Annotated in this window: 19 protein-coding genes and 4 pseudogenes; 13 read left to right on the top strand and 10 right to left on the bottom strand. The window is 69.4% G+C overall.

Annotated elements, in window-relative coordinates:
* Positions 1-383: 383 nt before the first annotated feature.
* The 4 genes from IF99_RS0126375 to IF99_RS0126360 all read right to left on the bottom strand — a co-directional run bounded on the left by IF99_RS0126375 (position 384) and on the right by IF99_RS0126360 (position 5,129).
* On the bottom strand, positions 384-977 hold the full coding sequence (locus tag IF99_RS0126375; RefSeq protein WP_158716660.1) for a hypothetical protein: 594 nt from the start codon (positions 975-977) through the stop codon (positions 384-386).
* Positions 978-1,049: 72 nt separating this feature from the next.
* On the bottom strand, positions 1,050-2,126 hold the full coding sequence (locus IF99_RS31195) for an ATP-binding protein (RefSeq protein ID WP_234340865.1): 1,077 nt from the start codon (positions 2,124-2,126) through the stop codon (positions 1,050-1,052).
* Positions 2,126-3,736: a Mu transposase C-terminal domain-containing protein gene (locus IF99_RS31190; protein ID WP_420705721.1), complete on the bottom strand. Its 1,611-nt coding sequence runs from the start codon at positions 3,734-3,736 to the stop codon at positions 2,126-2,128. The genes IF99_RS31195 and IF99_RS31190 overlap by 1 nt, the downstream gene beginning before the upstream one ends.
* Positions 3,737-3,902: 166 nt before the next feature.
* Complete coding sequence (locus IF99_RS0126360) at positions 3,903-5,129, bottom strand: AAA family ATPase (protein WP_234340864.1); 1,227 nt, start codon at positions 5,127-5,129, stop codon at positions 3,903-3,905.
* Positions 5,130-5,453: 324 nt separating this feature from the next.
* On the opposite strand from IF99_RS0126360, the pseudogene IF99_RS35845 reads away from it, so the two are divergent.
* The 11 genes and pseudogenes from IF99_RS35845 to IF99_RS0126305 form a co-directional block, all read left to right on the top strand.
* Positions 5,454-5,741, top strand: a pseudogene (locus tag IF99_RS35845) (Gfo/Idh/MocA family protein); the annotation flags it as partial.
* Complete coding sequence (locus IF99_RS0126355) at positions 5,727-6,479, top strand: Gfo/Idh/MocA family protein (RefSeq protein ID WP_420705720.1); 753 nt, start codon at positions 5,727-5,729, stop codon at positions 6,477-6,479. The pseudogene IF99_RS35845 and the gene IF99_RS0126355, both read left to right, overlap by 15 nt.
* 194 nt (positions 6,480-6,673) lie before the next feature.
* Entirely contained in the window at positions 6,674-7,789 is a 1,116-nt protein-coding gene (locus IF99_RS0126350) for an NAD(P)-dependent alcohol dehydrogenase (protein ID WP_031000114.1), read from the top strand.
* Positions 7,790-7,836: 47 nt separating this feature from the next.
* Positions 7,837-8,919 (top strand): MBL fold metallo-hydrolase, encoded by a 1,083-nt coding sequence (locus tag IF99_RS0126345; protein WP_031000112.1) that lies wholly within the window; start codon positions 7,837-7,839, stop codon positions 8,917-8,919.
* Between the two features lie 91 nt (positions 8,920-9,010).
* Positions 9,011-9,916, top strand: a complete 906-nt coding sequence (locus tag IF99_RS0126340) for an NADP-dependent oxidoreductase (protein WP_031000110.1) — start codon at positions 9,011-9,013, stop codon at positions 9,914-9,916.
* Positions 9,917-9,967: 51 nt separating this feature from the next.
* Positions 9,968-10,690 (top strand): alpha/beta fold hydrolase, encoded by a 723-nt coding sequence (locus IF99_RS0126335; protein ID WP_031000107.1) that lies wholly within the window; start codon positions 9,968-9,970, stop codon positions 10,688-10,690.
* Positions 10,691-10,857: 167 nt separating this feature from the next.
* Entirely contained in the window at positions 10,858-11,988 is a 1,131-nt protein-coding gene (locus IF99_RS31185) for a Gfo/Idh/MocA family protein (RefSeq protein ID WP_234340862.1), read from the top strand.
* 576 nt (positions 11,989-12,564) lie between these two features.
* Positions 12,565-13,386, top strand: a pseudogene (locus tag IF99_RS0126325) (IS110 family transposase); the annotation flags it as partial.
* A gap of 559 nt (positions 13,387-13,945) precedes the next feature.
* Complete coding sequence (locus IF99_RS35840; RefSeq protein WP_420705719.1) at positions 13,946-14,515, top strand: IS110 family transposase; 570 nt, start codon at positions 13,946-13,948, stop codon at positions 14,513-14,515.
* Positions 14,497-14,706: pseudogene (locus tag IF99_RS35835) on the top strand (IS110 family transposase); the annotation flags it as partial. The gene IF99_RS35840 and the pseudogene IF99_RS35835, both read left to right, overlap by 19 nt.
* Before the next feature lie 670 nt (positions 14,707-15,376).
* Positions 15,377-15,766: pseudogene (locus tag IF99_RS0126305) on the top strand (IS110 family transposase); the annotation flags it as partial.
* Between the two features lie 31 nt (positions 15,767-15,797).
* Here IF99_RS0126305 and IF99_RS0126300 read toward each other — a convergent pair.
* The 5 genes from IF99_RS0126300 to IF99_RS0126285 all read right to left on the bottom strand — a co-directional run bounded on the left by IF99_RS0126300 (position 15,798) and on the right by IF99_RS0126285 (position 21,416).
* A complete protein-coding gene (locus IF99_RS0126300) occupies positions 15,798-16,388 on the bottom strand; it encodes an antibiotic biosynthesis monooxygenase (RefSeq protein ID WP_031000099.1) in 591 nt (196 codons plus the stop codon).
* A gap of 28 nt (positions 16,389-16,416) precedes the next feature.
* On the bottom strand, positions 16,417-17,856 hold the full coding sequence (locus tag IF99_RS0126295) for an aldehyde dehydrogenase family protein (protein ID WP_031000097.1): 1,440 nt from the start codon (positions 17,854-17,856) through the stop codon (positions 16,417-16,419).
* A gap of 420 nt (positions 17,857-18,276) precedes the next feature.
* Positions 18,277-18,444, bottom strand: a complete 168-nt coding sequence (locus IF99_RS35205; RefSeq protein ID WP_234340861.1) for a hypothetical protein — start codon at positions 18,442-18,444, stop codon at positions 18,277-18,279.
* Between the two features lie 27 nt (positions 18,445-18,471).
* A complete protein-coding gene (locus IF99_RS31175) occupies positions 18,472-19,179 on the bottom strand; it encodes an LLM class flavin-dependent oxidoreductase (RefSeq protein WP_234340860.1) in 708 nt (235 codons plus the stop codon).
* Positions 19,176-21,416, bottom strand: a complete 2,241-nt coding sequence (locus IF99_RS0126285; RefSeq protein ID WP_031000095.1) for an LLM class flavin-dependent oxidoreductase — start codon at positions 21,414-21,416, stop codon at positions 19,176-19,178. The genes IF99_RS31175 and IF99_RS0126285 overlap by 4 nt, the downstream gene beginning before the upstream one ends.
* 119 nt (positions 21,417-21,535) lie before the next feature.
* Here IF99_RS0126285 and IF99_RS0126280 point away from each other — a divergent pair, with 119 nt between their 5' ends.
* Positions 21,536-21,928 (top strand): winged helix-turn-helix transcriptional regulator, encoded by a 393-nt coding sequence (locus IF99_RS0126280; RefSeq protein WP_031000093.1) that lies wholly within the window; start codon positions 21,536-21,538, stop codon positions 21,926-21,928.
* A gap of 109 nt (positions 21,929-22,037) precedes the next feature.
* Here IF99_RS0126280 and IF99_RS0126275 read toward each other — a convergent pair whose 3' ends face one another.
* On the bottom strand, positions 22,038-22,970 hold the full coding sequence (locus IF99_RS0126275; RefSeq protein ID WP_037827642.1) for a quinone oxidoreductase family protein: 933 nt from the start codon (positions 22,968-22,970) through the stop codon (positions 22,038-22,040).
* 513 nt (positions 22,971-23,483) lie between these two features.
* On the opposite strand from IF99_RS0126275, the gene IF99_RS34155 reads away from it, so the two are divergent.
* The gene (locus IF99_RS34155) at positions 23,484-23,660 is read left to right on the top strand and encodes a hypothetical protein (protein ID WP_158716659.1); all 177 of its coding nucleotides are present in this window, start codon (positions 23,484-23,486) and stop codon (positions 23,658-23,660) included.
* Positions 23,661-23,814: the final 154 nt, after the last annotated feature.

The following is a 23,814-nucleotide window of genomic DNA, read 5'->3' as shown; positions in this document are numbered from 1 at the left end:
GAGGGCGCGGAGAAGCCCGTACCCCGCAAGCACATCGAGATCGTTGTCTTCGAGGGCGAGGAGATTGAGGTACGCCTCGGAGTATGGACCAGCAACGTGAAGAGCCGCTTCGGCACGCTGAGCGCCGAGGAGCGCGCGCAGCTCGCCGCACTCCGCGTGCCCTGGGCTTGACCGAGGCATGTCCGGCTGTCCGTGGTGGGCGGCTGGTGCTCACTGCCTTTCTCGGGGTGGTGTCGAGGACGTCGCACGCGCCCAGCCCGACCGTTGGTCAGCGCTTGTGCAGGTCAGGGGTGCAACACGCTTCGGATGTTGCAGCGGATACCCAAGGGCCGGCTACCGGCGGCGCGGGATGGTCATCCGGGCCTCCGCCAAGACGACGCCGGTCACCGAGGGGCGCTCTGTGCGTCGACGCAGGGCCCTTGGGCGCGGAAGCGCGCGCGGGTTTCCGGCCAGGGCGTCGCGCTGTCGTGGCCGGAGCAGCCGGCGCCTCCGCAAAGGGAGCGTGAGCCGGGCATTGGCTTTCCGTTGTGCAGTGCCACCCGCCCGTACGCCTCGTAACGCTCCCGGCCGTCCTCGCTCTGCACCAGATCGTTGGCCAGATCCTGCTTGGTGCAGCGTGCGAGATCCGCGCGCGAAATGCGCCACCTCCTGAGGATCATGGCCATGATCTCCGTCTTGGAGTGATTGTCCATCAGAGCGTTCCTGCGCTGCAGGAGTTCGTTGGCGAGCTCGACTTCGGCTGCGGGAGTCGGCGTGACCGCCCTGCGGATGCTCTCAGGGTCCTCGTCCGCGGGAAAGAGCATGACGCAGTGATCGTGCGGCACGGCAACAGCGATCAGGCCCGGATTCTCGGCCTGCGCCTCGGCGGCATCACGTACCCAGTTGAGGGCTTCGTGGTAGCGGAGGTCTGTGCCCTGCTCGCGTGCGGTGCGTTGGAGTTCGCGGGCGCGCTGCTGCTCGGTGGTGCGCTTGGTCATGGACTGGTCCTCTCGGCACCGGGTCCTCGCCCCCACACGGCAACCCGGCTCGATGGATCGTCAAGGTGCTCGTCAAGCGGTCCGTCGATCCCGGAAGACCTTCCACCAGTGGTCCGGGCAGTGTGGGTGTCCGGGTGCGGTGTGGGCGTCGGCGAAGCCCAGGGCGTCAGCCCCGCGGGCAGGATACCGGCTCGGCCGCCGGCTCGGTTTGCCCAGGGCGGCGAGAAGGTCGTGGGCGAGGCCGGTCTCGCTGGTGGTGCCCCGGGCCGGGGTGCAGGGCGATCCGGCCGGATGGTAGGTGGTGGGGGGCCAGGGCCGTGTGCGTGTGCAGCGCGTCGTCGTGGCGGTCGAGAACCACGGTGACAGGCGGTAGCGGCGGGGCAAGAGGCATGGGCGGTGGGGTGTCAGGCGAGGCGGCTGAAGGCCCAGCGCAGCAGCTCCTGATCGACGCGGGGGCGGCCTGTGCGGGCCAGGGCGGTGCGGGCATGGGCGGTCAGCTGGGCCCAGGCGCGGAAGTTGCCGTGCGCGGCATGCTGGTCGGCGAAGGCGATGTCGTCGGGGTCGGCGTCGGCCCAAAACGGGGTGGAACAGCGGGATGACGTCGAGGACCTCGCCGGGGGTGAGACGGGTGAAGTGCTGCCAGATGAAGATGCGGGAGGAGAGCATCGGTTCGCGGCGCAGCACGGTGTGGCAGCCCTCTCCGCCGACAAAGATGATCGCGAGCTGGGTTGAGGGTTCGTCCCAGAGGTAGCGGAAGTACTCGAACGCTTCCCCGTTGAGCCACTGGGCCTCGTCGACGAGGACGGTACGGGGGCGTTCGGCCAGAGCGGTTTTCAGCAGTCGGTCGAATTCGCTGGGGTGGCGCGGTGGCTCGCCGGCCAGGTCGAGTGCGGTGAACAGTTCGTAGCGCACCGCACGGGCGGTGGGACGGGCCCGGAAGGTGACCCGGCGGACGTCCTCGCCGGGTTCGAGTTCGCGCAGGCAGGTGTTGACGGCGAGGGTCTTGCCGAAGCCGGCGCCGCCGTGGATGCACATCATGGCGCGGGCGGCGACGGTGTCGGTGATGTTCTCCCGGGCGGTGAGCAGGGCGCGGGTGGTGACCACGGAGGCGTCGGGCAGGTCGACGTACTGGTAGGTGGCCGCGGTCATCAGGCGTCTCCGTCTTTGTCGGTGGGGGGAGGTGCGGACCGCCCGTCGCGGCGGTCCGGGGCAGTTTCTTCATCGCTGCCGGGCGGGAGCGGGGCGGGCTGGCCTGATGTGGTCAACGCGGTCAGGGATGCAGGAGTGCGCCACCCGGCCGGCGGCGCGGCCGGCGGGATGAGGTCAGGCAGCGCCAGGTCCGACAGGTCGGTGTCGGTGGCCTGGGCGAGTTCGGCCCCGGCCTGGGCGGTGGTCAGGGCGCCGAGCCGCTGCGGGGCCTCGGCCTGAGTGGTGGCGGCGTAGCGCTCACGCTGGGAAGCCTCCAGGTCCTTCTTCAGACGGCGGGCACGGGCGGCCCGGGTTCTCCGTACGGCGCTGATCTGTTCCTCGGTGGCCTGGTCCGCCAGGTCCGCTGGGCCGAGGTAGCGGCCGGTGGCCGCGTGGTAGACCTCGATACGGTGAGCGTGGTGGGGCATGAAGCGGACCCGGACCTGAATCCCGGCCTGCCCGGTCATCCATGCCCCCACGTAATCGCGTCTGCGGAAGCGGATGCCGCGGGTGGTCAGCGTGCGGGTGCCGGCGTCTTCCAGGGTGAACGTCCACAGATCCGCGGCCGGCACGTCCCGCAGCGGGGTGGGATCGTCCCGCCATGCCTGGAGCGGGGTCTTGCCCCGTAGCGGTGCGGGGCAGTGCTCGGTGTTCCACCACCGTGTCCAGTCCAGCAGCCGAGCGGTGAAGTCTTCGAAGCTGAGCAGCACCTCGCCCTTCGGCCGGGAGGGGCGTTTGCCGGGACGGGGCTGGCGGGCGTAGCCGGGCAACGCCGCCAGGAACATGCTCTCCACCGCCCGGTTCAGGCCCTCCACGGTGCCTTTGAGGTGAGGGGTGTAGGCGGGCAGGTCCTCCACCGTCACGTCCAGGACGTCGAACGCGGCGGTCACCGTCCGGGATAAGAAGTCCTTGCCGCGGTCGACACGTACTTTCTCGGGCAGGCCGCCGAAGGGGCCGTAGGGGTCCTCACGCAGGACCGCGGAGCGCAGCGCGGCCAGCACCGACTCCCGCGACGGATGCACCGGCGTGACGGCAACGCCGGTGATCGCGTTGATGGCACAGTCGGTGAACCAGGTGATCCACGGCCTGCGGGGCTTGCCGTCGACCTCGACCAGAACCGGAACCTGCATGTGCTCGGTCTCCCACACCTGGTTACGCCAGCCCCGCGGCCGGGCCAGGAACACATCATGCTTGCGCGCCGCCCGCTCGCCTCCCGCAAGCCCGGCCCGCTCCCCCGGCGTGAGATCACGGCGGATCGCCCGGTGCAGCGTCGTCAGCGACGGTGCGCCTGCAGGCGGAGACTGCCGGGCAGCACGCAGGACCAGTTCGCGGTGGACCGCCCGCACGTTCCCCTTCCACAGCGCCAACAGGCTCCGGACCTCGGGCGTGACCGTGAACCTTGCGTCGACCCGGGAGCGTGCGCCGGGGTAGGCGGCCGCGGTCTCATCGCTCTGAGCGGTGGCCAGCCAGCGCCACACCGTGCGCTCCGACACCCCAAGCGCGTCCGCGGCCACCCGTACATGGACTGCTGTCAGCTTCTTGGCTGCCCGCAGGGCGAGCAGCCGCCGCACGGCCGGACCACGCAGCGCCGTCCTCGACGCCGCAGGCAGCCCGCCGTTAGGACGGATGACGTCGCCGTCCTTCATCTCAGCTCCCTCACGCGGGTGGGACTTCGTGTGCTTGCCGGTGGCCGGGAGCAGGCAATCGCCCTCCCGTCTCTTGCAGGAGCGCTTTCGTTCACAGTGGCGGCGCGACCCGCTTAAACAGCAGCCTCAGCAAGGCCCGGTCGACGACTGCGTCAGCGGTGGTGAGCAGCGCGTTCTGCAGGTGCGCAGTCAAAGCGGCCCACGTGCGGAACGTGCCGTGCGCGCACGAGTGGTCGATCCACGTCAGGTCCGGGGCCGGGACGGTGCGCCACAGCGGATGGAAGCCGGTCACCACACTCGCCACTTCCGCTCCGGTCAAGCGTGGAACCTCCTGCCACGCCACCACCCGCGATGCCAGCTGCGGCAGCCGGGACAGCGCCCGCTCGCTGCCCGCCCCGACCAGCACCAGCGTGATCCGGGTACCGGGGTGATCCCACAGGCTCTGCAGGTACTCCAGGCACGGCACGGGCAGGCGCTGCGCCTCATCGACCACCAGCACCCGCGCCTCACCCAGAGCCCCCGCCACCGCGGCATCGGCCCGCGCCGACGTGTGCGGGAAGCGGCCCGCCAGCGCCAGAGCGTCGAACACCGCACGCCTCATGCCGGCCACCGACGGGCGTACCGGTACCGGCACCCACGTCACCTTCCAGCCCGGGGGCACTTCACCAAGCGCCATCCGCACGGCCGCGGTCTTGCCTCGGCCCGCGTCGCCGAACACACACACCGCGCCCTGAACCGCCATCGCCTGCCCGACCGCCTCGGCCACCGCCCGCACCCACGACGTCCGCACCAGCCGCGCGCCCGCCGGCAACGCCACACCCGCCAGCGCACCGCTCTGCCCCACCGGCAAGCCGCTGGTCGCCTCTGGTGCGAGACGCGGCAGCCGGCGCGCAGCCACTTTCGCCGCGCCTGCCTCACTCGGTCCGGCCAGGGCGAGGTCAGCCAGTGCCTGCCGCGTTTGGTGCTCATCCCGCTCCCGCCGCGCCACCGCGCGGTCCGGCAGGACCCTGCCGGCCTGAAGGTCCCGGCGCACCACCCGGTGCAACGACGCCAGGGAGGGCACCTCACCGCCGGTCGCCTTCAGATGCCGGTGCAGCGCCGCCACATTCCCGCCCGCCTGCGCCAGCACCTCCCACATCTGGTCGGACAACTCCAGCCGGGCCCGCGGCCTGCGCTCCATGCGGCCCTCCGTCCGCGCCGCATCCAGCCAGCGCCACACCGTACGCACATTCACCCCACCGACCTGGGCGCCCGCCCGCACATGCGCCGACGTCAACGCCCCGGCCGCATCCAGCTCCAGCAGCCGCGCAACCAGCACCGGCCTGGACACCCTCAACCCCGCCGTGACCTCACCCCACGCACCCGGCTCCCCCACCCCACACCCTTCCGCCCGCGCAAACCCCGTCACCGGCCACCGTGCCGCCGCGCAGCCCTCGGAAGGATCAGAAGTGCCGTTCTCAAGACAGTGGAGCGCAGTGGGGTGTACCGCCTCGTGACAGCCGCGGCCGCCGCACGCACTGCCCCACGGCAGTGATCCCGCCCTTCCTCAACACCCCACCAGCGAAAACGCCCAGTTCTGGCGTGCCGTCACTGACACCCACCCACCGACACCAAACCGGCACATCGCAGCTGGGCGGGCGCATCGCACATACCCGCGCTGGCGGCACAGCCCGACTTCCACCTGGCCGGTGTGGCGACGCGGCACGAGGAGAGCGCGCGCGGCGCTGCCGAGGCGTTCGGCGCCGAGCGTTGGTACGCGGACCCCTACGCGCTCATCGGTGACCCTTCGATCGACGTCGTCACCGTCGCGGTGAAGGTCCCGGCTCACCGCGAGCTCGTCCTGGCGGCCCTCGCGGCGAACAAGGCCGTGTACGCGGAGTCGCCGCTGGGCGCGACCGTCGCACAGACGGAAGAGATGGCTGAGGCGGCCGGCTCACTGCACACCGCGATCGGCCTGCAGGGCCGGCTCAACCCCTCGGTACGCCGCGCGGCGGAGATCATCGCTGAGGGCCGGCTCGGGCGGCTGCTCTCGGCGCGAGTCGCCGCGACGACCTTTGGCAACGGCCCGGAGTCGGTGAGCGCGTACGAGTACTTCGACAAGGCAGCGTCCGGAGCCGGTTTCCTCACCATCGCCGCGGGCCACGTCCTGGATGTGGTCGAGGCCGTTCTCGGCGACATCACCGAGATCGATGCCCGCACCGAACTCCTTTGGCCCCAGGTGAAGTTGGTCGACACCGGCGCGATATCCGTCCGCGAGGTCCCGGATCACCTCGACGCCATCGCCAAGACTTCCTCGGGGGCGCCGGTCGGGGTGCAGATCCTGGCGAGCGTGCCCGCCTCCGACGCCCACTTCAGTCTGGAAGTACGCGGATCGGAGGGCTGGCTCAAGCTGACGGGCGACCACCCCGCGGGCGTTCAGGTCGGCGACCTCACCCTCTCGTCGAGCGTCGACTTCACCGCGCCCGACCGCCCGGTCGCCACCGGCACGGGACCCACCGCCGCCGACATCTGGACGGGCGCCTCCATCAACGTCGGCGAGGTCTACGCCAGCCTGGCCCGCGACCTCACGAACGGCACCCACCACACCCCGGGTTTCCAGCACGCCGCCCACAACAGCCGTCTCATCGCCCGAGTCGAACAGGCCGCCCGGACCGGCGTCCGGCAGTGACGCCACCGCACCTCGCGGCACCGTGCCCTACTGCCGTGACGGATACGGCGACCGATCCGCGGGCACGGGCGGTCGACATAGGTTCGGACTCGCTGAAGGGTTCCTGAGGCCCACCCCCCTATCAGGGAGTCGTTGATGATTTCAGTCCCTCGTCACCATGGCCCTCGCGGCGCTTCGCGGCAGGCTCACGCCGTATGACCACCTCCGCGCGCGCCGCTGTTCTCGAAGCGCAGGACGGGCCCTTCGAGTTCCGCGACATCGAGATCGAGGACCCGCGGCCCGACGAGGTACTCGTTCGCATGGTCGCGACCGGAATATGCGCGACCGACGCTCACGTGCGGGCACAGCGAATGGCGACGCCGTTGCCGGTGGTGCTGGGGCACGAGGGAGGAGGAGTCGTCGAACGCGTGGGGGCCGCCGTCACCACCGTCGAGCCCGGTGACCACGTCGTCCTCTCCTACCACTCGTGCGGCCGCTGCAAGCCGTGCCTGTCCTCGCACGCCGCCTACTGCGACAACGTTTGGGCGGCCAACTTCGCAGGGGCCCGCCTGGACGGCTCGAACGGTCTCCACGTCGCCCGCGGTGCTGAGCCGCACGGTCACTTCTTCGGCCAGTCCTCCTTCGCCACCCACGCCCTGACGCACCAACGGAACACGATCAAGGTCCCCCGCGATCTGCCCCTCGATGTCATGGCTCCGCTGGGGTGCGGGCTGCAGACAGGCGCGGGGGCCGTACTCAAGGCCCTCGCCGTGCCGGCGGGAGCGTCCTTCGCGGTCTTCGGCGTGGGGGCGGTGGGCCTGGCGGCGGTCATGGCGGCACATGTCGCGGGTGCCACCACCATCGTCGCCGTCGATGTCGACGCCGGCCGCCTCGGTCTGGCCCGCGATCTCGGAGCGACGCACCTCGTCGACCCCGGCCGGGTCGAGGATCTGACCGGCGCGCTCCGCGCCGTCGACGAACGCGGTCTGGAGTACGTCCTCGACACGAGCGGCCGCGCGGAGAACCTCGACGCCGGGGTCGGCGCCCTGGCGCCGATGGGCCGATTCGGCTTCGTGGCGTTCCACGAAGGAGCGGGCGCCGTGCTCGACGCCGGCCGGCTCACGCTCGGCCAGTCGCTTCAGGGCATCATCCAGGGCGACGCCGTCTCGTCGCTCCTGATCAACGACCTTGCCCAGCTCTATCGAGCGGGCCGGTTCCCCATCGACCGACTGCTGTCCTTCTACGACTTCGCCGATATCAACACCGCGTTCGAGGACGCGGGCTCAGGCCGCGTCACCAAGGCGGTCCTCCGATTCACATCACCGGGATAGACCACCCGTTCGACAGCTTCCCAAGAACACAGAAAGGCGTCCCGCGGATGTGCCAGAGCAGTCAGATACCCATCAGCGTCGAAGAAACCCCGAGCTTCTACGGGATCGACCACTATGGATTCCCCCGCGCGGGGGCGGACGACCCGTTGGACCCAGAGGGCTATTACCCCCCGTATTTCCAGAGCGAGCACTTCCAGAAGTACGGATACCACGTGGAAGAACTGCGCGGCGGCTTCTACTGGGTCACCAGTGCCGGCTACGACGCCGCATTCGTGGTGACCGAGGAGGGCGTGGTCGCGATCGACGCACCCCCGACGCTGGGCGAGAACATGCTGGCGGCGATCGAGGACGTCACCGACCGACCGGTGACCCACGTCATCTACAGCCACTGGCACGCCGATCACGTCGGCGCGGCCTCCGTGTTCGGTCCCGACGTCGAGATCGTCGCCCACCGCATCACCAAGGAACTCCTGGAGCGCTTCCCCGACCCGAAGCGTCCCCTGCCGACAAGGACGTTCGACGACGAACTCGTCCTCGAAGTGGGCGGCGTGAGCCTGCAGCTCTCCTACAAGGGGGAGAACCACTGCCCCGGCAACATCTTCATCTACGCACCGCGGCAGAAGGTGCTCACGGCCGTGGACATCGTCAGTCCGGGAAGCGTCACGTTCATGCACTGCGACGCCTCGCAGAACATCTCCGGCTGGTACGAGGCTCAGTCCCAGATCCTCGAATACGACTTCGACTACTTCGTCGGCGGGCACCACATGCATTACGGCACCTACGAGCAGGTGAAGCTGTGCGTGGAGTACTTCACCGACGTGCTCGAGGGGGCGACTGCGGCGGTCGAGCGGTTCAGCCGCTCGGACGCGCTCGCCGACATCGTGACCGGCACCGGCTGGAACAGGATCTTCGTCGGTACCGAGAACTGGATCAGCTCCATGGCGAACTACACCACCCGCCACGTCCTCGAGAAGGAGACGAGCGACGGCCGGCTCTGGTGGGAACGGCTGGCAGGAGCCACCACTCAGACCAAGTACCACGCGTACACCGTGCTGGAATCGATCCGCCTCGAACGGCCCCGGCCCGACTACCGCCTGCGGGGCGAGAATCCGCCCGTCTTCCTGACCTGACACCGTTCTGAACGGTGCGAGCAAATGACCCTTACCGGACCTGCGTGAGCGGAAGTGCCGCCGGCTCGGTTAGAGAAAGAGAAAGATCACCATGAAAGCCGTCGTCATCACCTCGTTCGGCGGACCCTCCGTGTTGCGGGTCGCGGAGGCTCCGCGACCGGTGCCGGGTCCGGGTCAGGTATTGGCGCGGGTTCACGCCGCGGGGGTGAACCCGGCGGAGATCCAGGCACGCGCCGGAGCGTTCCGCCTGCGTGCTCCCGCCATCATCGGATTCGAGTTCGCCGGCGTCGTCGAGGCGGTCGGCCCGGGCGTCGACGAGGGCGTGGTCGGCGACCGCGTCGCCGGGTGGCCGGACTCCCCCACCCAGGGCTCCTACGCCGAGTACACGGTCAGCAGCAACTTCGCGACGATCCCCGACGGCGTTTCCTTCGAGGAGGCCGCGGCTACTGTCATCGGCGCCGACAACGCGGCGAGGGCTCTCGGGCTTCTGCACATTCGCCCGGGTGAGACGCTCGTGGTCACCGGCGCGAGCGGTGCTCTGGGCGGCGCTGCCGTGCAGTTCGCGCGACAGCGCGGTATGACGGTGATCGGCGTCGCCGGGACCGCCAACGCCGACTTCGTCAGGAGTCTCGGAGCGACCCCTGTCACCCACGGCCCGGGCCTGGTCGATCGCATCCGTGCCGCCGCTCCGGGCGGGGTCGACGCCGCGCTCGACACCGCCGGCAAGGGGCTCCTTCCCGCCCTCGTCGACCTTCTCGGCGGCCCCGACCGGATCGTGACGCTCGCCGACCGCGATGCCGCACAACACGGCGTCGTATTCAGCCCCGGGGGCAGCGGGAACCGCGACCGCGGCCCTGTCCAGGAAGCGCTGAATCTGATCGCCGCCGGCGCTTGGACCGCACGCATCGGCCGGAGCTTCCCACTCGACGAGGCCGCGGACGCTCATCGCCTCGTCGCCACCGGCCACACCCACGGCAAAGTCATCCTCCTTCCCTGATTCGGCCGACCGGCCATTCAACCACGACAACAAACAATTGGAGAACCCGAAATGCCTGCAGTCCTCATCCATGGCGTACCTGATACCCACCGGATTTGGGACACCGTCCGTTCCCATCTTCAACGCGAAGATATTGTGACGATCGATCTCCCCGGGTTTGGCGTACCCCTGCCAGCGGGATTCACGTCGACGAAAGAAGAGTATCTCGATTGGCTCATTGAGAAGATCGACGAAATCGGCGAACCCGTCGACCTGGTCGGTCATGATTGGGGGTCTCTGCTCACGGGCCGTCTCGCGTCTCTCCGGCCGGATCTGGTGCGGACATGGACAGGCATCAGTGGACCGATCGATCCGGAATATCCGTGGCATTACCTTGCCAAGATCTGGCAAACGCCGGGCGAGGGCGAGCAATGGATGGCAGACCTCGACCTCGAGGAGTTCGCAGCAAGTCTCAACGAGGCGCAGATGCCGCGCGACGCGGCAGACGAATCGGTCCGGCATATCGATGCCACTATGAGGGCAAGCATTCTCGCCCTTTACCGTTCGGCGATCGAGGTCGGGGCGGAATGGAAGCCAGGTTTGAGCAAGGTGACCGCACCAGCGCTAGTGATCTGGGGCCTGGACGATCCCTTCCTCCCTCACCGCTTCGCCGACGAGCTCGGTAATGCCACACGCGCACGTGCCGTCTTCAAGCTGCGCAGCTCGCACTGGCCGATGATAGAGCGTGCGGCCGATGTCGCGCGCGAACTCGAGGCCCACTGGGCTCACGCGTAAAACCGGCGCTTGGGTCACTCGGGCTCAAACCCCGCGGCCGCTACGCGAACGGCAATAACTGCTCGCTCGCCATGGTGAGCCCGAGTGGCCACCCTTTTGTCCGGTAACGAATCATCGTGACGCAGCCCGGAGAGCGTTTCCGGGCTGCGCACGGCAGGAGCATCCTCATGACGAATTCAGCACATACCCAGATCGGCGTCGGTATTATCGGGGCTAGTTCCGATCGGGGTTGGGGCGGAATTGCTCACGTCCCGGCGCTGCAGGCGCTCGACGCGTTCCAGATCCGCGCCGTCAGTACAACTCGTATGGAGAGCGCGAACGCGACCGCCCGTCGGCTGGGCGCCGATCTCGCCTTCCACACACATGAGGCTCTGGTCGTGCGACCGGAGGTCGACCTGGTGGTGGTTGCGGTCAAGGTGCCGGAGCACAAGCAGATTGTTTCCGACGCGCTGGCCGCGGGCAAGATGGTTTATTGCGAATGGCCGCTCGCAACAAACCTGTCGGAGGCCGAAGCGCTGGAGGGGTTTGCCCGCGAGCGGCGGCTGCGGACGGTTGTCGGGTTGCAGGGCGGCCTGCACCCGCCGGTCCTCTTCCTTCGCGACCTCATCGCGCAAGGCGCGATCGGCAAGCCGCTCAGCACAAGCATCCGAGCGCATTTGACCGACGACATGTGGGCCGGCCGATATGACCCGCCGGTCGAGTACATGGCTCAGGCAAAGCATGGCGCCACGCTTCTGAGCATCATGCTCGGCCACGGGCTCGAACCACTTGCGCGCGTGCTCGGCACGTTCGAGAGTCTGTCCGCCGTCGTCGCCAATCAGCGCGGTGACGGCGTCCGCCTCTCCGATGGCGCGTCGCTGCCAAAGGACACGCCGGATGAGATCGTCGTCGCCGGCGTTCTCGAAGGCGGGATCGTCACTTCGCTGCACTACAGTGCCGGGCAGCCTGCCGGCTCGGCGACGGTATGGGAGATCCAGGGCACCGAGGGCAGTGTGCGTGTGGAGTCGGCGTCGGGCTACCTCCATTTCACCGATTTCACCATCACGCTGCGCCGCGGCAGCGAGCCTGTCCAAGTGCTACAGGTCCCCCCCCCGCTTATGCGGCTCCTGACCTGCAACTCGACGCACCCGCAGCGGGGGTCGCCCGCCTCTACGCCCAGTTCGCCGCCGACCTCCGCGACGGAACCGCCGATGCGCCGGATTTCGCGGTCGCACTCGATCGCCACCGGGTACTCGAGGCGATCACACGGGCCGCTGAAACAGGTCATCGGCAGCACCTGTCCCGGCCCAACCGAATGAATTCCAGTCTTTGAACCCGGGACGGGCACTGCCGCAGGACCCGAGGAGATGGCGATCCGCGAGCTGACCCTGACTTGATCACACAGAGCTGACTCGCACCGTGTCGAAGAACTCTGCCGACCAGCGGGGCCTCGCCCTCCATCCCTCTCCTTCAATGCGGCCGCCGACTGTGTCGCTCGCCCACCGCTTCTCCCGCGCCGTGCAGCGCTCATCCGCATCGCCGCATCGTGCCGATGTGTACCCCACGACGCGGGCTGCTCAGGTCGCATTCGACGCCAGCCGGCCGCGAAGGCACAGCTGCAAGACGGCGCGGTCCCCCCGTTATCTTCTTCGCGGTCCTGCAAGAGGGCCGCTGGCCTCCGGGCCTGGCATGACTTTTGCCCCCTGTCGATGGGATGACCTGGGGGTGGTGTCACCGGGTCCGAGGGGTGCCGTCACAGACGCTGATCAGAGGTCCGACTACCGCCGGGCCGGGCGCAATGCCCAGCCGTTTCCGGGCGGCAGGTCCGCATAACGTGGATGCGCGCGAACGGCCCAACCGCCGGGGCCGGCACACATCGACACATGTGGGGCACAGTGATCAGCATCGACCAGGTGGGCGTCTTCCTGGGCCTGGACGTCGGCAAGCAGGCGCATCACGGCCACGGGCTGACTCCGGCCGGGAAGACGGTCCTCGACAAGGCTCTGCCGAACAGCGAACCCAAGCTGCGGGCCGTCTTTGACAAGCTCACGGCCAAGTCTGGCACCCTCCTCGTGATCGTGGACCAGCCCGCCTCCATCGGCGCCCTGCCGCTGACCGTCGCCCGGGACGCCGGCTGCCAGGTCGCCTGCCTGCCCGGACTGGCCATGCGACGGATCGCCGATCTCTATCCCGTCGAGGCCAAGACCGACACGAAAGACGCGGCCGTGATCGCGGACGCCGCCCGCACCATGCCCCACACCCTGCGCACCCTCGGCCTCGCCGACGAGGTCACCGCGGAGCTGACCATGCTGGCCGGCTTCGACCAGGACCCCGCCGGCGAGGCCAACCGCATTTCCAACCGCATCCGCGGCCTGCTCACCCAGTTCCACCCCAGCCTGGAACGGGTCCTCGGGCCGCGTCTGGACCACCCGGCAGTGACCTGGCTCCTCGAGCGCTACGGATCCCCTCAAGCACTCCGCAAAGCGGGCCGCCGCAAGCTGGTCGAGATCATCCGCCCGAGGGCCCCGCGCATGGCCGAAGGACTCGTCCAGGACATCTTCACCGCGCTCGACGAGCAGACCGTCACCGTCCCCGCCACCGGCACCCTCGACGTGATCGTGCCTTCGCTGGCGAAGTCGCCGGCCGCCGTCCACGACCAACGCCGGGCCCTGGAGGCCCGGATCGAACAGTTGCTGGAGGCCCACCCTAATGGGCAGTGATGCGGGGCACCGCCAGGCCCACCCCGGTCCTTCGAGGCCCTGAAAGAGACTGCGGGCCCCACATCACTCGTGGTGCTGGTCGGTTCCGGAGAAGCCGCACACACCCCCTGAGACTCGATCTTGGTCAAGAGCCGACCTCCGGGACCGTCCGGCACCACGTCGACCGCATCCAGTCCGATGATCGGATCGTTGAGGGTCGTGGTCCGAGCCGCCCGCAGGAGCCACCTCTCACCACGCCTGGAGCCGCCGAGCTCTGGAGCAGACCGAGGGCCTTGCGGGCCGCTGGGGTCACGAACGGCTGATCGGATGCAGGGCCATCGAGCCCTTCCATTAGGGAGACGCGTGCCCCCGCACGGCTGCGACCAGCAGTATGCCCCGGCCGAGAGGACGAACACGACACGGTGATCGTCACCTGCGGAATCGACTGGGCCAGTGATCACCACGACGTCGCCCTGGCTGACCACGAGGGCACCCGGGCCCGGATCACCGACGATCTCGACGGGCTGCACCAGCTCCGCGAGTCCTCAGCGCCCACGGCGACACTGCGAACGCCCCGATCCCCGTCGCGATCGAGACTTTCCGTGGCCTTCTCGTCGCCTGCCTCCGTGCCACCGGCCGGCCTGTCTACGCCATCACCCCGATGGCTGCCGCCCGTTACCGCGACCGCGACACCGTCACCCGCAAGAAAGCCGGTCACCTCGACGCGATGGTGCTCGCGAACATCCTGCGCACGGACAAGGCCGCTCACTGCCCTCTGCCCGACGACAGCGAACTCGCCCTGGCCATCGCCATCCTGGCCCGCGCCCCAGGACGCCGTCTGGGACCGCACTCAAGCAGGCAACAAACTCCGCTCCCACCTGCGCGAATACTTCCCCGGCTTCCTCGCCGCCTTCCAGCGCAACCGCGAGGGGATCAGCAGCAGCGTCGCCCGTACCGTGCTGGCCGCGGCCCCCACCCCCGAACAGGCGGCCAAGCTCACCCGCACCCAGCTGCGCTCACTGCTGAAGAAGGCCGGCCGCCAGCGCGGCATCGAGACGGAAGCCGAACGGCTTCGAGACGCACTGCGCACCCCTCATATGCACCCATCCCCGCAGGTCGAGCAGGCCATGGGCCTTCGCCAGCCTGACCGCCTCACCGGGAGCCCGGGCCCACTACGACAGGCGACGAGCCGACGGAGATCGCCATACCGCCGCCCAGCGCAACCTCATCAACCGCATGCTCGGATGCCTCCACCACTGCCTCACCAAGGGCACTGTCTATGACGAGGGCACGGCCTTCCCCTCCTCTGGGGCTCCTGCGCTGAGGGCCGCCGCTTGAGGCTTTCAGTGCGGCAGGGGAAGCAGTCTGCCGCTCCAACGCTCGTCGTCTACGTCGTCTGGCTGCCTCAGCCGGATGTCAAAAGTGTTCTCTACCAGTGCCAGGACGCTGTGCGGGGGCGCGACCTGGCCAGGGATGAGCCCGAGGGGCCTCATGGCGTCATCAAGTTTTGCCGGGTCCTGCCCTGCCGGTTCGATCGCCTGGAGGGTGTGGAGGTCGACGATGATCTCGCCGCCTACCGCGTACTTGAACCATGCATCGGCTTCTCGTTGTAGTGGAGCACGACGGCCTCAGTCCCCACGGAGACGTGACTCAAGATCCTCTCATCGAGTCCGTGCACGCCGCCCTGTTCCCATGCCATGTCCACGAGCCATCGATGCCGCTGGTGACGACTGGTTCCTCACCATCAAGAAGGTCGTCGCCCATGTCGTCCGACAGGTCCATGGCGTCGCGAAGCACCAGTGTCTCCGGATCTACCCCCATGCGGGTAAGCAGCTCCGCAGGGGGCAAATCCCGCACGAAGGTCAGCGTAGAGATGGGGAAATCGCCCTCTCGGAGCAAGTCCAGTCCGCGACCTGTCTCGGTACTCGTCTCGCTGCGGATGCTGCCACGCACCACCGACAGACTTCCCAGGCTGCCAGCCTTGACACATCGACTGCATCGGACGTCTCTTTCCCAGGTCCTGATCTCGATGCCCGGCATCGGCGTCAGGACCGCCGCAGTCCTCCTGACCACCCTCGGCGACGGCAGCTCCTTCCCGAGCGCCGCCCACCTCGCCTCCTACGCCGGCCTCGCCCCGTCCACGAAACAGTCCGGCACGTCGATCCACGGCGAACACGCCCCCAGAGGCGGCAACCGGCAACTCAAACGGGCAATGTTCCTCGCCGCGTTCGCCGCCCTGCACGATCCCGCCTCCCGCCCCTACTGCGACCGCTGCCGAGCCCGCGGCAAAACCCACACCCAGGCCCTCCCCCGCCTCGCCCGCCACCGCACCGGCGTCCTGTTCGCCATGCTCCGCGACGGGACCTTCTACGAGCCGAGGAGCCGCCGCGTCGTTTGACCAAGGACATAGAGGCCCCCCGGGGGCCGCGTCATCGCGTCGGTCCCTCGCGCGCGGTCGAGGCGGCGGCATAGAGCCAGCGGCGAAGGACGAGGGTCACAGCCGGCATCATCAGGTACGTCATCAACGTACTGAACAGCAGCGCGAGCATCAGCACCCGCGCCACAAGCGGCCAAGCGCGGAGCGCCGGCCCCAGAAGACCGTTGCCGAGCAGGGAGATGGGGAGTACGGCCGCGAAGGCGGCGAGCGCCATCTTCCACCGAGGCGGCGCCGTCGTGGGCGTGTCGTGCGCAGTGGTGAACAGGGTCTCCATGCCGGAGAGTTCGCGACGCGCCACCTCGCTCTGATGATGACCCTCGCAGTGGTCGAAAAGCGCGGCCCGCTCAGGTGACGTCGTCCAGTGCCGCGCGGCCTCCTGGTCGCGGAACCGGTGGATCAGAACCCATGGCCCGGCGGCCGTGGCAGGGCGGAACAACCCGTCCCCCAGGTGCCCGGGAAACGCTGAGGCGGTGTCGGTCACCCGCCCGAACCACTCCCTGAAGTCCTGTTCGTAGCCGGGTTCCACCACGCGGGCGGTCAACAGGGTGACGTCGGCCGGGCCGACGTCGTCCGTCTCGGTCATCGATTTCTCATTCCGCCGTCGAGAGCTCTCAGAGCTGCGGTGCCACATGCACGAGGTGCTTGGTCTCCTGGAATTCCTCGATCCCGCGGATGCCGTTCAGGCGGCCCACTCCCGACTGCTTGAAGCCGCCCTCCTCGAACTGGTCGTGGACCAAGGCCCAGGTGTTGGTCCAGACGGTCCCGGCCTGCAGTTCGCGGCCGACGCGCAGGGGGCGGTCGACATCACGGGTCCAGATGCTCGCGGCCAGGCCGAACTCGGTGGCGTTGGCACGCGCCACGGCGTCGGCCTCGGAGTCGAACACCTCGAAGGTGGCGACCGGCCCGAACACTTCGCGCTGCACGATGGGCGAGGACACGTCGGCGACCTCGATCAGGGACGGGCCGAGGAGCGCCCGATCCCGCTTGCCCCGCACGAGGACGGTGGCGTAGTCGGCCGCGGCGGCCACGGTCTGTTCGACCCGTTGGGCGTTTCCTTCGTCGATCATGGCGCCCATCTCGCTGGCGGGGTCGTCCCCGGGCCCGACCCGGACCGTTTCGAGGGCGGCGACGAGCCGCCGCCGGAGTTCGTCGGCCACGCCGCGCTGGACCAGTATCCGGCTGCCCGTCATGCAGAACTGGCCCGCGAACATGGTGACGGCCTTGGTGAGCACGGGCACGACGGCGTCCAGGTCGGCGTCGTCGAAGACGAGCATCGGCGTCTTTCCGCCCAGCTCCATGGACAGCGTTTTCAGCGTCGGGGCGGCCTGTTCCATGATCACGCGGCCGACCGCGGTGGAGCCGGTGTAGCTGATCACGTCGACGTCCGGAGAGGAGACCAGCTCTGGAGCGCCGGCGTTTCCGCTCTCGGTGAAGACGTTGAACACACCCGGGTCCAGGCTCGGCGTGTCGGCGATGATCTCGCTCAGCACTCCGTTGACGAGGCCGGTCTGCGCCGGCATCTTCATGACCACGGTGCAGCCGGCGGCCAGGGCGGGTGCGAAGGATCGCGCCGAGAGGATGACCGGTGAGTTCCACGGCACGATCACCGCGGCAACGCCCGCGGCTTCGCGCAGGGTCATCGAGTACATGCCGGGCCGCACTTCCCCGGCCCTGCCGTGGTCGGTGAGGGCAAGCGCCGCGTGGTAGCGGAGTTTGGGGATGGTGCCTCCGACTTCGAGGGCCGCCTCGGCGAGTACTTTCCCGTTCTCCCGCGCCAGGAGGGTGATCAGTTCGTCCTTGCGCTGCTCGAGCCGGTCGGCCAGTTCGTGCAGCGCTGCCGCACGCCGGTGGCGGTCGCGGGACCAAGCGGTGGAGTCGAAGGCCTTTCGGGCCGCGGCCACGGCGGACCTCGCCTCCCGCGCACCGCCGTCGGCGAAGGTGCCGAGCAGGCCGTTGGTCGCGGGGCTGCGTGACTCGCCGCGGGAGCCGGAGTCCTGCCACTGGCCGTCGATGTAGTGGCGCGCGTGGGGCAGGGTTTCGGATGTGGGCATGAGTGACCTCTCGTCATGCGTGGTACGGCGTTTCGCCGCGGGCGCGGGACGACGTCAGCGACGCTACAAAGCAGGGCCGGTGAGCGAATCGGGCGAGCAATCCGTCGTTTCCGCCGAAGGCGTCGCGCGCCCGCGATCGGCCAGCGGTCGCAGCAGCCGTGCAGCCCCGCGAAAGCCAGGTCCGACTCGGGCCGGGTGGCTCAGCCGGACGAAGTCCGCAGCCTGGGCCGTGCACGTGGTGAAGCGGAGCTGTCTCGCAGATACCCGGCTCGCCCCACACCGCGAGAGCGCCACCGCTTCCGCCGCGGGCCTGCGCAAGCAGCCCGTCGAGAACCGCGGTCTCTTGGCGGCGCCCGAACAGTTCTGTCGGCGCTGCCGCTGTCGCAGTTCCGTCACCGGGCCCGCCACGCGCCCACCGCATCACGTCACGCGTTCGGACTGGACGAGTTCGCGGGCGCGCGGTGCGACCTCGTGGCCGAAGAGGTTCAGGTCGGCAGGCTCGTCCGAGGCGAGGATGAACCCGGATACGCCGTACCGCAGGGCGAGGTCGGCGATCTGTTCGGCCCAGTCGCCGGGAGTCCCCTGCAACAGGCCGCCGCCGGCGCCGGACGTGAATCAGCCGCTCAGGTTGAGCAGGCGGCTGATCGCCGCGGGCTCTCGACCGGCGGCGGAGGCGGCCTCGTCGATCTGTTGGTTCATCGCGCGCAGCGATGCGGGGCCCTCGGGCAGGAATCCCAGGGAGGGCAGCCAACCGTCGGCGATCTTGCCCGTCAGCCGGAGCATGCGCGGCTTGTAGGCACCGATGCGGATCGGGATGCGATGGGCGGGTGCCGGGCCGCGCTTTGCGCCGTTCAGGGTGTAGAACTCCCCGGTGACACGGAAGGGCCCGGTCTCGTCGGTGGCCCACAGCCCTCCGATCACGTCCACGGCTTCCTCCACCGCCCGCACGGCCTGGGCCGGTTCGAGCCGGCGGCCTCCCATCGCGACGATGCCGTCCCAGAACGCGCCCGCGCCGATGCCCAGTTCGACTCGCCCGCCGGTCAGCCGGTCCAGGCTCGCGGCGGCGCGGGCCAGCACGGCCGGGGGCCGCAGCGGAAGGCTCAGCACGTTGCCGCTGATCCGGATCCGTTCGGTGCGTGCGGCGACGTACGACATCAGGGTCCATGTGTCCTGGAACGCCGACTGGTAGGGGTGGTCCTGGAAGCTGACCAGGTCGAGGCCGGCCCTCTCAGAGGTCTGGGCCAGCTCGACCGGCGCCTGAGGCGGGCGGGCGATGGGGGTGATGAAGCTGCCGAACCACAGTTCGTGGCCGTAGTCGCTCACGGGGTGTTTCCTCCGGGGTGGTTCGCGGCGGGCGTGAGGGCGAAGTTGTCGCCGAACACGCCCTCGGGGTCGTAGACGCTCTTCAGCTCGCGCAGACGCGAGAGGGTCCGTGGGGGCCAGGCCGCGGCGATCCGCTCGGGCCGGAGGCTGGACTCGAAGCTGATGTAGAGGCCGTCGAGGAAGGGGCTCAGCCGGTCCCAGGCCCGGTCGACCACCTCGTCGGCACCGCCCATCACCACGAGCGAGAAGTTCGCGTCGCGGTGGGCGTAGGCCGTGGCGTCCGCGGGAACATCGGCGACGGCGCCGCCGACCGAGCGGAGCTGGAACCATCCGAACGCGCCGCTGCGGATCATGCGAGCCGCCTCCGCGGCGAACTGCGGGGTCACGTGCCGGAGCAGACCGCTGCGTGAGACCGGTTCGCCGTGGGAGACCGGTGGGTCGTCGCTCGCGTTGTCCATCACGGCCGCGTAGGAGGTGATGACGATGTCCTGGGCGTACATCGCGGAGATCGCGGCCAGTGGCTCCAGCCGGGCGCGCACGGTCCCCGGGTCCGAGGAGTCGACCATGGTGCGGCTCACCGCGAGCGCCGGTCGTCCGCCGCGCGGCGGCGCCACGATGAGGAAGCTGGTGAGGTCCCGCGGTGAGTCCTCGACCGCCCGGCCCCACTCGACGAGGTAGCGCTCGAGGTCGCTCGCGTCCTGGGTGAGCCGGGCGAAGGCGACCGCGCCCACGTCGTCGGCCTCGAACTCGAAAGCGGTGACAATCCCGAAGTTCGCGCCCGCCCCTCGCACGGCCCAGAAGAGATCGGGGTTCTGCGAATCGTCGGCCCGCACGACGGAGCCGTCCGCGAGCACCATCTTCACGGCCCGCAGGCGGTCGATGGTCAGTCCGTGCCCGCGCGCGAGGTACCCGATGCCCCCCGCCGTGGCGAGGCCGCCCACCCCGACACCCCCGTAGTCGCCCGAACTCAACGCCCAGCCGTAGGGCTCCAGTGCGGCCGCCACCTCGGCCCAGCGCGCACCCGGGCCGATGCGCACCCGGCGTGTCTTCCTGTCGAGCACCTCGATCGCATTCATCAGTGACACGTCGATGACGATCCCGCCGTCATTGGTGGAGCGGCCGGAGACCCCGTGCCCGGCGCTTCGCCGAGAAAGGGCCACGCCGGGGTGCCGGCGGGCGAACGCGAGCGCCTGGGTCACCTGCTCGTTCGTCGCCGCCCGCAGGATGATCCCGGGCGCACCGCCGCGCAGGTATCCGGACCGCAGCCGGGCGTAGGCGGGATCACCGGGCTCGACGACCTCGGCCATCTCCGGCGGAGCGCCCTCGTAGTCGATCCCCGGCCGGCGCCTGGCGCGCACGGCAGAGCGCCGGACCCGCGCGCCCGACCATCCGCGCGGAAGCACCGCGTCCGCGGCCGCCCGCAGGGCCGGGGCGACCTCGCTCGCGAAGCCTGCCGCGACGTCTCGCTCCTCGGTGTCCAGCACGATGGTGCCCGCCCCGTGCTCGACGACGAGTGGCAGCAGGTCGTTCACCCAGTCCGCGGCGGTCCCGGTGAACCTGCCTGTCCGCTCGCCGAAGCCACCGCGGATCGTGACCCGTCTGCGGATCTCGCGGGGATCGCGGCCTGCCGCTCGGGCCGCCTCGTCGACGGCGCGGTTGCCCTGCGCCAGCGTGGCGGCGTCACACCCCGTCGACCATTCGTCAGCCCGCAGTCCGACCAGCCGGAGCAGGTCTTGGCCCTCGCCGTCCACGGAGATCGGCACGTCGTGCGCCGGCGCGGCCTTCTCAGCTCCCGCGAGACGGTAGAAGCGGCCGGTGAACCGGCCGAGGCCACGGTCGAGGACATTCCAGAGCTCGCGAACGACGGTGATCGCTTCGCCCAGTGCCGCGACCGGATCGGCTCTCCCGGACGCGGCGGCCGACGGGCCCGCTCGGAAAGCCAGTTCGACCCTGCCTTCGGTGAGCCGATCCAGGCTCGCGACGGCTCGTGCGAGCATCGCCGGATGGAGGGTGGCGGGGCGTGCCTCCAGCACCAGTCCGAGAGAGACCGTCGCCGCGGCGATCCAGGACGCCACAGTCGACGGTTCGAGATCGTCGCCGGCGGTTCCGGCCGGGATGACCAGCAAGTCCAGTCCCCACTGCTCGGCCAGGCCCGCCACCGCGACCAACCGGCCGGGCCCGCAGTCGGCGCCAGAGGGCAGGTGCAGCCCGAACCTCAGCGCGTGCCCGTAGTTCATCGCGCGTGGTGACAGGGCGAGTGTGCGTTCATGGGCCAAGGCTGCACGGCGATGATCACAGACAACAAGCGGGACATGACCAGGTCATCAAGAGTGACATGCTCCAGTATCGTGACCGTATGACCGGTCCTCGACAGCCCGATGATCCCTCCGCCACCGCGGGCCGGAGCCGCCCGGAAGCGGGCTACGAACACATCGACGACGACGTGTGCCGCAGTTTTCAGCGCTCGGTCGAGATCGTGGGCAAGAAGTGGAGCGCCGCGGTGCTCCTGGCGGCGATGCGGGGCGCGCGCCGATTCGTCGACTACCGAGCGCGGATCCCCGGAATCTCGAACCACCTTCTGTCCCAGCGCCTGCGTGAGCTGGAGGGTCACCGGCTCATTGAGCGGCTCGTGGTACCGACGACGCCGGTCCAGATCACGTACCGGCCCACCGAACGAGGCGCCAGCCTGATGCGTGTCCTGCATCCGCTGATCGAATGGAGCGCCAAGAACGAGGACGTGGACACCTGACGAGGTGGTCGCATGCCGCCCGCGCACCCGATCCGTTGCGTACTGGGACCGGTGATTGCGCGGGCGGCCGCTGGCAGTGTGGCTTCAGCGGTGCGGGGACAGGAAGGCGTTACGGGACCAGGACGATCTTTCCCGTCGTGTGGCCGGCCATGATCTCGCGATGGGCGGCGGCGGCCTCGCGCAGGGGGTAGCTGCCCGCGATCACGATGCGCAGGCGGCCTGCTGTCGCCGCTTCCGTGAGCGGCAGGCGGGCGGCTTGGCGGATCTCGGTACCGGGATCCGCGCCCGGCACACCACCCAGAAGCTTGATTCCCGCGCGAGCCCCACGCTCGTGGCCCGCGATGGTGGCGATACGCGAGCGGTCCGGCACGAGCTCCACGGAGACGTCCACCGCCTCGTCGGTGCCCACGAGATCGGCGGCCGCGTGCGCACCCTCCGGCGCCACCGCGCGCACCCTGTCCGCCAGTCCCGGCCCGTAGACGACCGGAATCGCTCCCAGCTCTCGCAGGAGGTCGTGCTTGGCCCGGCTCGCCGTGGCCACGACCGTCGCGCCGCGTGCCACCGCGAGCTGCACGGCCATGAGACCGACGCCTCCACCGGCACCGTGGAGCAGCACCGTATCGCCCTTGCCCAAGCCGATCGCCTCAAGCGTGTGTACGGCGGTGACCCCGGCGGCCAGCAGCCCGCCGGCCTGCTCCCAGGACAGGGCGACGGGCTTCGGCACCACGGACCGGGCGGGCACGACGATTTCGGCGGCGTAGGCACCCGGCGCGGAGTAGGTGATCACTTCGTCACCCACTGCGATCGCACCCGCGGGGCCGATCGCGTCGGTACCGACGGCTGTCACCACGCCCGCTGCCTCGACACCGAGCCGCACCGGCAGTCTCTCGGGATCGGTACCAAAGGCACCGCTGTACGACTGGTAGTCGAAGGGATTGACGCCGGCCGCGCGGACCTTGATCCGTACCTCGTTCGGCCTCGGCTCCGGGACGGCGACGTCGATCACCGACAGGACCTCAGGGCCGCCATACGCGCCCGCCACTACTGCGATTGTTTCGCTCATACGGGAGAACAACAGGTGCGCGAGGTGTCCCATTCCTTCGGTCCAAAGGGACCGATCACCCGTGTCAGGCACCTGCCGGAAGGCTGTTGTGAGGATGTGTCGGCCTTCGAACAGCTAGACGCACCAGCCGTGCTCCAACCAGGCGAAACCCTCCGCACCAGATGGGCCGTGTGGAAGAAACGCGCCGAGGAGCCAGACCGCGCGAGTGTGACCATCCGCCTGCCGGAAAAGGGCCTCGACTTGGCGCGGCGCGTCCCCGACACCCGCATCCACCATGTCTCCGACGGGGAAAGGCTCGTGCGTCGTCCTGCGCTACCCCGACACCAAGTCGGAGCGTCAGCTTCTTCAGTTCGGCGACCCCATCGAGGTGCCCGCCCCTGAGACGGTGTTCCGGCCGCCGTGGACAGGCGGATCCTTCACGCCCTCGCGCGAGCGGAACTTCGCGGTGCGCTTCAGGTAATGCGGAACCGTCCCCAAGATTAATTCTTTTCCATGATCATCCCAAAGCGCCCGGACGGCGAGGGAGCGGCGCGGCAAACCGTTGAATCTCCGAGCGTGGTTTCTCTAGGCTCCATCAGGTCGAACTCAGATGGCGGCACGGCCGGTTCGGAAAAACAGGCCGATGACACGTGCGTGATGGCCGGCGAAAAAGGCGACGGGGAATTCTGACGTCACTCGTATCGGCTGGACGGACGGGTCTTCCGACGAAGGCGGGAAGAACTAGGTGGAGGAGATCGACTTTCCACCGGACGTCCGGACGATGCTCTGGATCCTGCTGGGCGAAATGCCTTTGCAGGCCAGGGAGAATCTGGCGTGGGAAAGT

The sequence above is a fragment of the Streptomyces sp. NRRL F-5630 genome (assembly GCF_000719475.1).
Lineage (GTDB): Bacteria > Actinomycetota > Actinomycetes > Streptomycetales > Streptomycetaceae > Streptomyces.
Note: the sequence above shows the minus strand (reverse complement) of the source record. Positions and strands in the feature narration are given on the sequence as shown.

Coding starts and splice junctions, on each gene's coding strand:
- IF99_RS0126350 (WP_031000114.1), top strand. CDS start 6,674: ATGACCACCTCCGCGCGCGCCGCTGTTCTCGAAGCGCAGGACGGGCCC.
- IF99_RS31195 (WP_234340865.1), bottom strand. CDS start 2,126: ATGACCGCGGCCACCTACCAGTACGTCGACCTGCCCGACGCCTCCGTG.
- IF99_RS31185 (WP_234340862.1), top strand. CDS start 10,858: ATGACGAATTCAGCACATACCCAGATCGGCGTCGGTATTATCGGGGCT.
- IF99_RS0126295 (WP_031000097.1), bottom strand. CDS start 17,856: ATGCCCACATCCGAAACCCTGCCCCACGCGCGCCACTACATCGACGGC.
- IF99_RS34155 (WP_158716659.1), top strand. CDS start 23,484: ATGATCATCCCAAAGCGCCCGGACGGCGAGGGAGCGGCGCGGCAAACC.
- IF99_RS0126375 (WP_158716660.1), bottom strand. CDS start 977: ATGACCAAGCGCACCACCGAGCAGCAGCGCGCCCGCGAACTCCAACGC.
- IF99_RS0126285 (WP_031000095.1), bottom strand. CDS start 21,416: ATGAACTACGGGCACGCGCTGAGGTTCGGGCTGCACCTGCCCTCTGGC.
- IF99_RS0126355 (WP_420705720.1), top strand. CDS start 5,727: ATGGCTGAGGCGGCCGGCTCACTGCACACCGCGATCGGCCTGCAGGGC.
- IF99_RS0126280 (WP_031000093.1), top strand. CDS start 21,536: ATGACCGGTCCTCGACAGCCCGATGATCCCTCCGCCACCGCGGGCCGG.
- IF99_RS0126340 (WP_031000110.1), top strand. CDS start 9,011: ATGAAAGCCGTCGTCATCACCTCGTTCGGCGGACCCTCCGTGTTGCGG.
- IF99_RS0126345 (WP_031000112.1), top strand. CDS start 7,837: ATGTGCCAGAGCAGTCAGATACCCATCAGCGTCGAAGAAACCCCGAGC.
- IF99_RS0126335 (WP_031000107.1), top strand. CDS start 9,968: ATGCCTGCAGTCCTCATCCATGGCGTACCTGATACCCACCGGATTTGG.
- IF99_RS0126300 (WP_031000099.1), bottom strand. CDS start 16,388: ATGACCGAGACGGACGACGTCGGCCCGGCCGACGTCACCCTGTTGACC.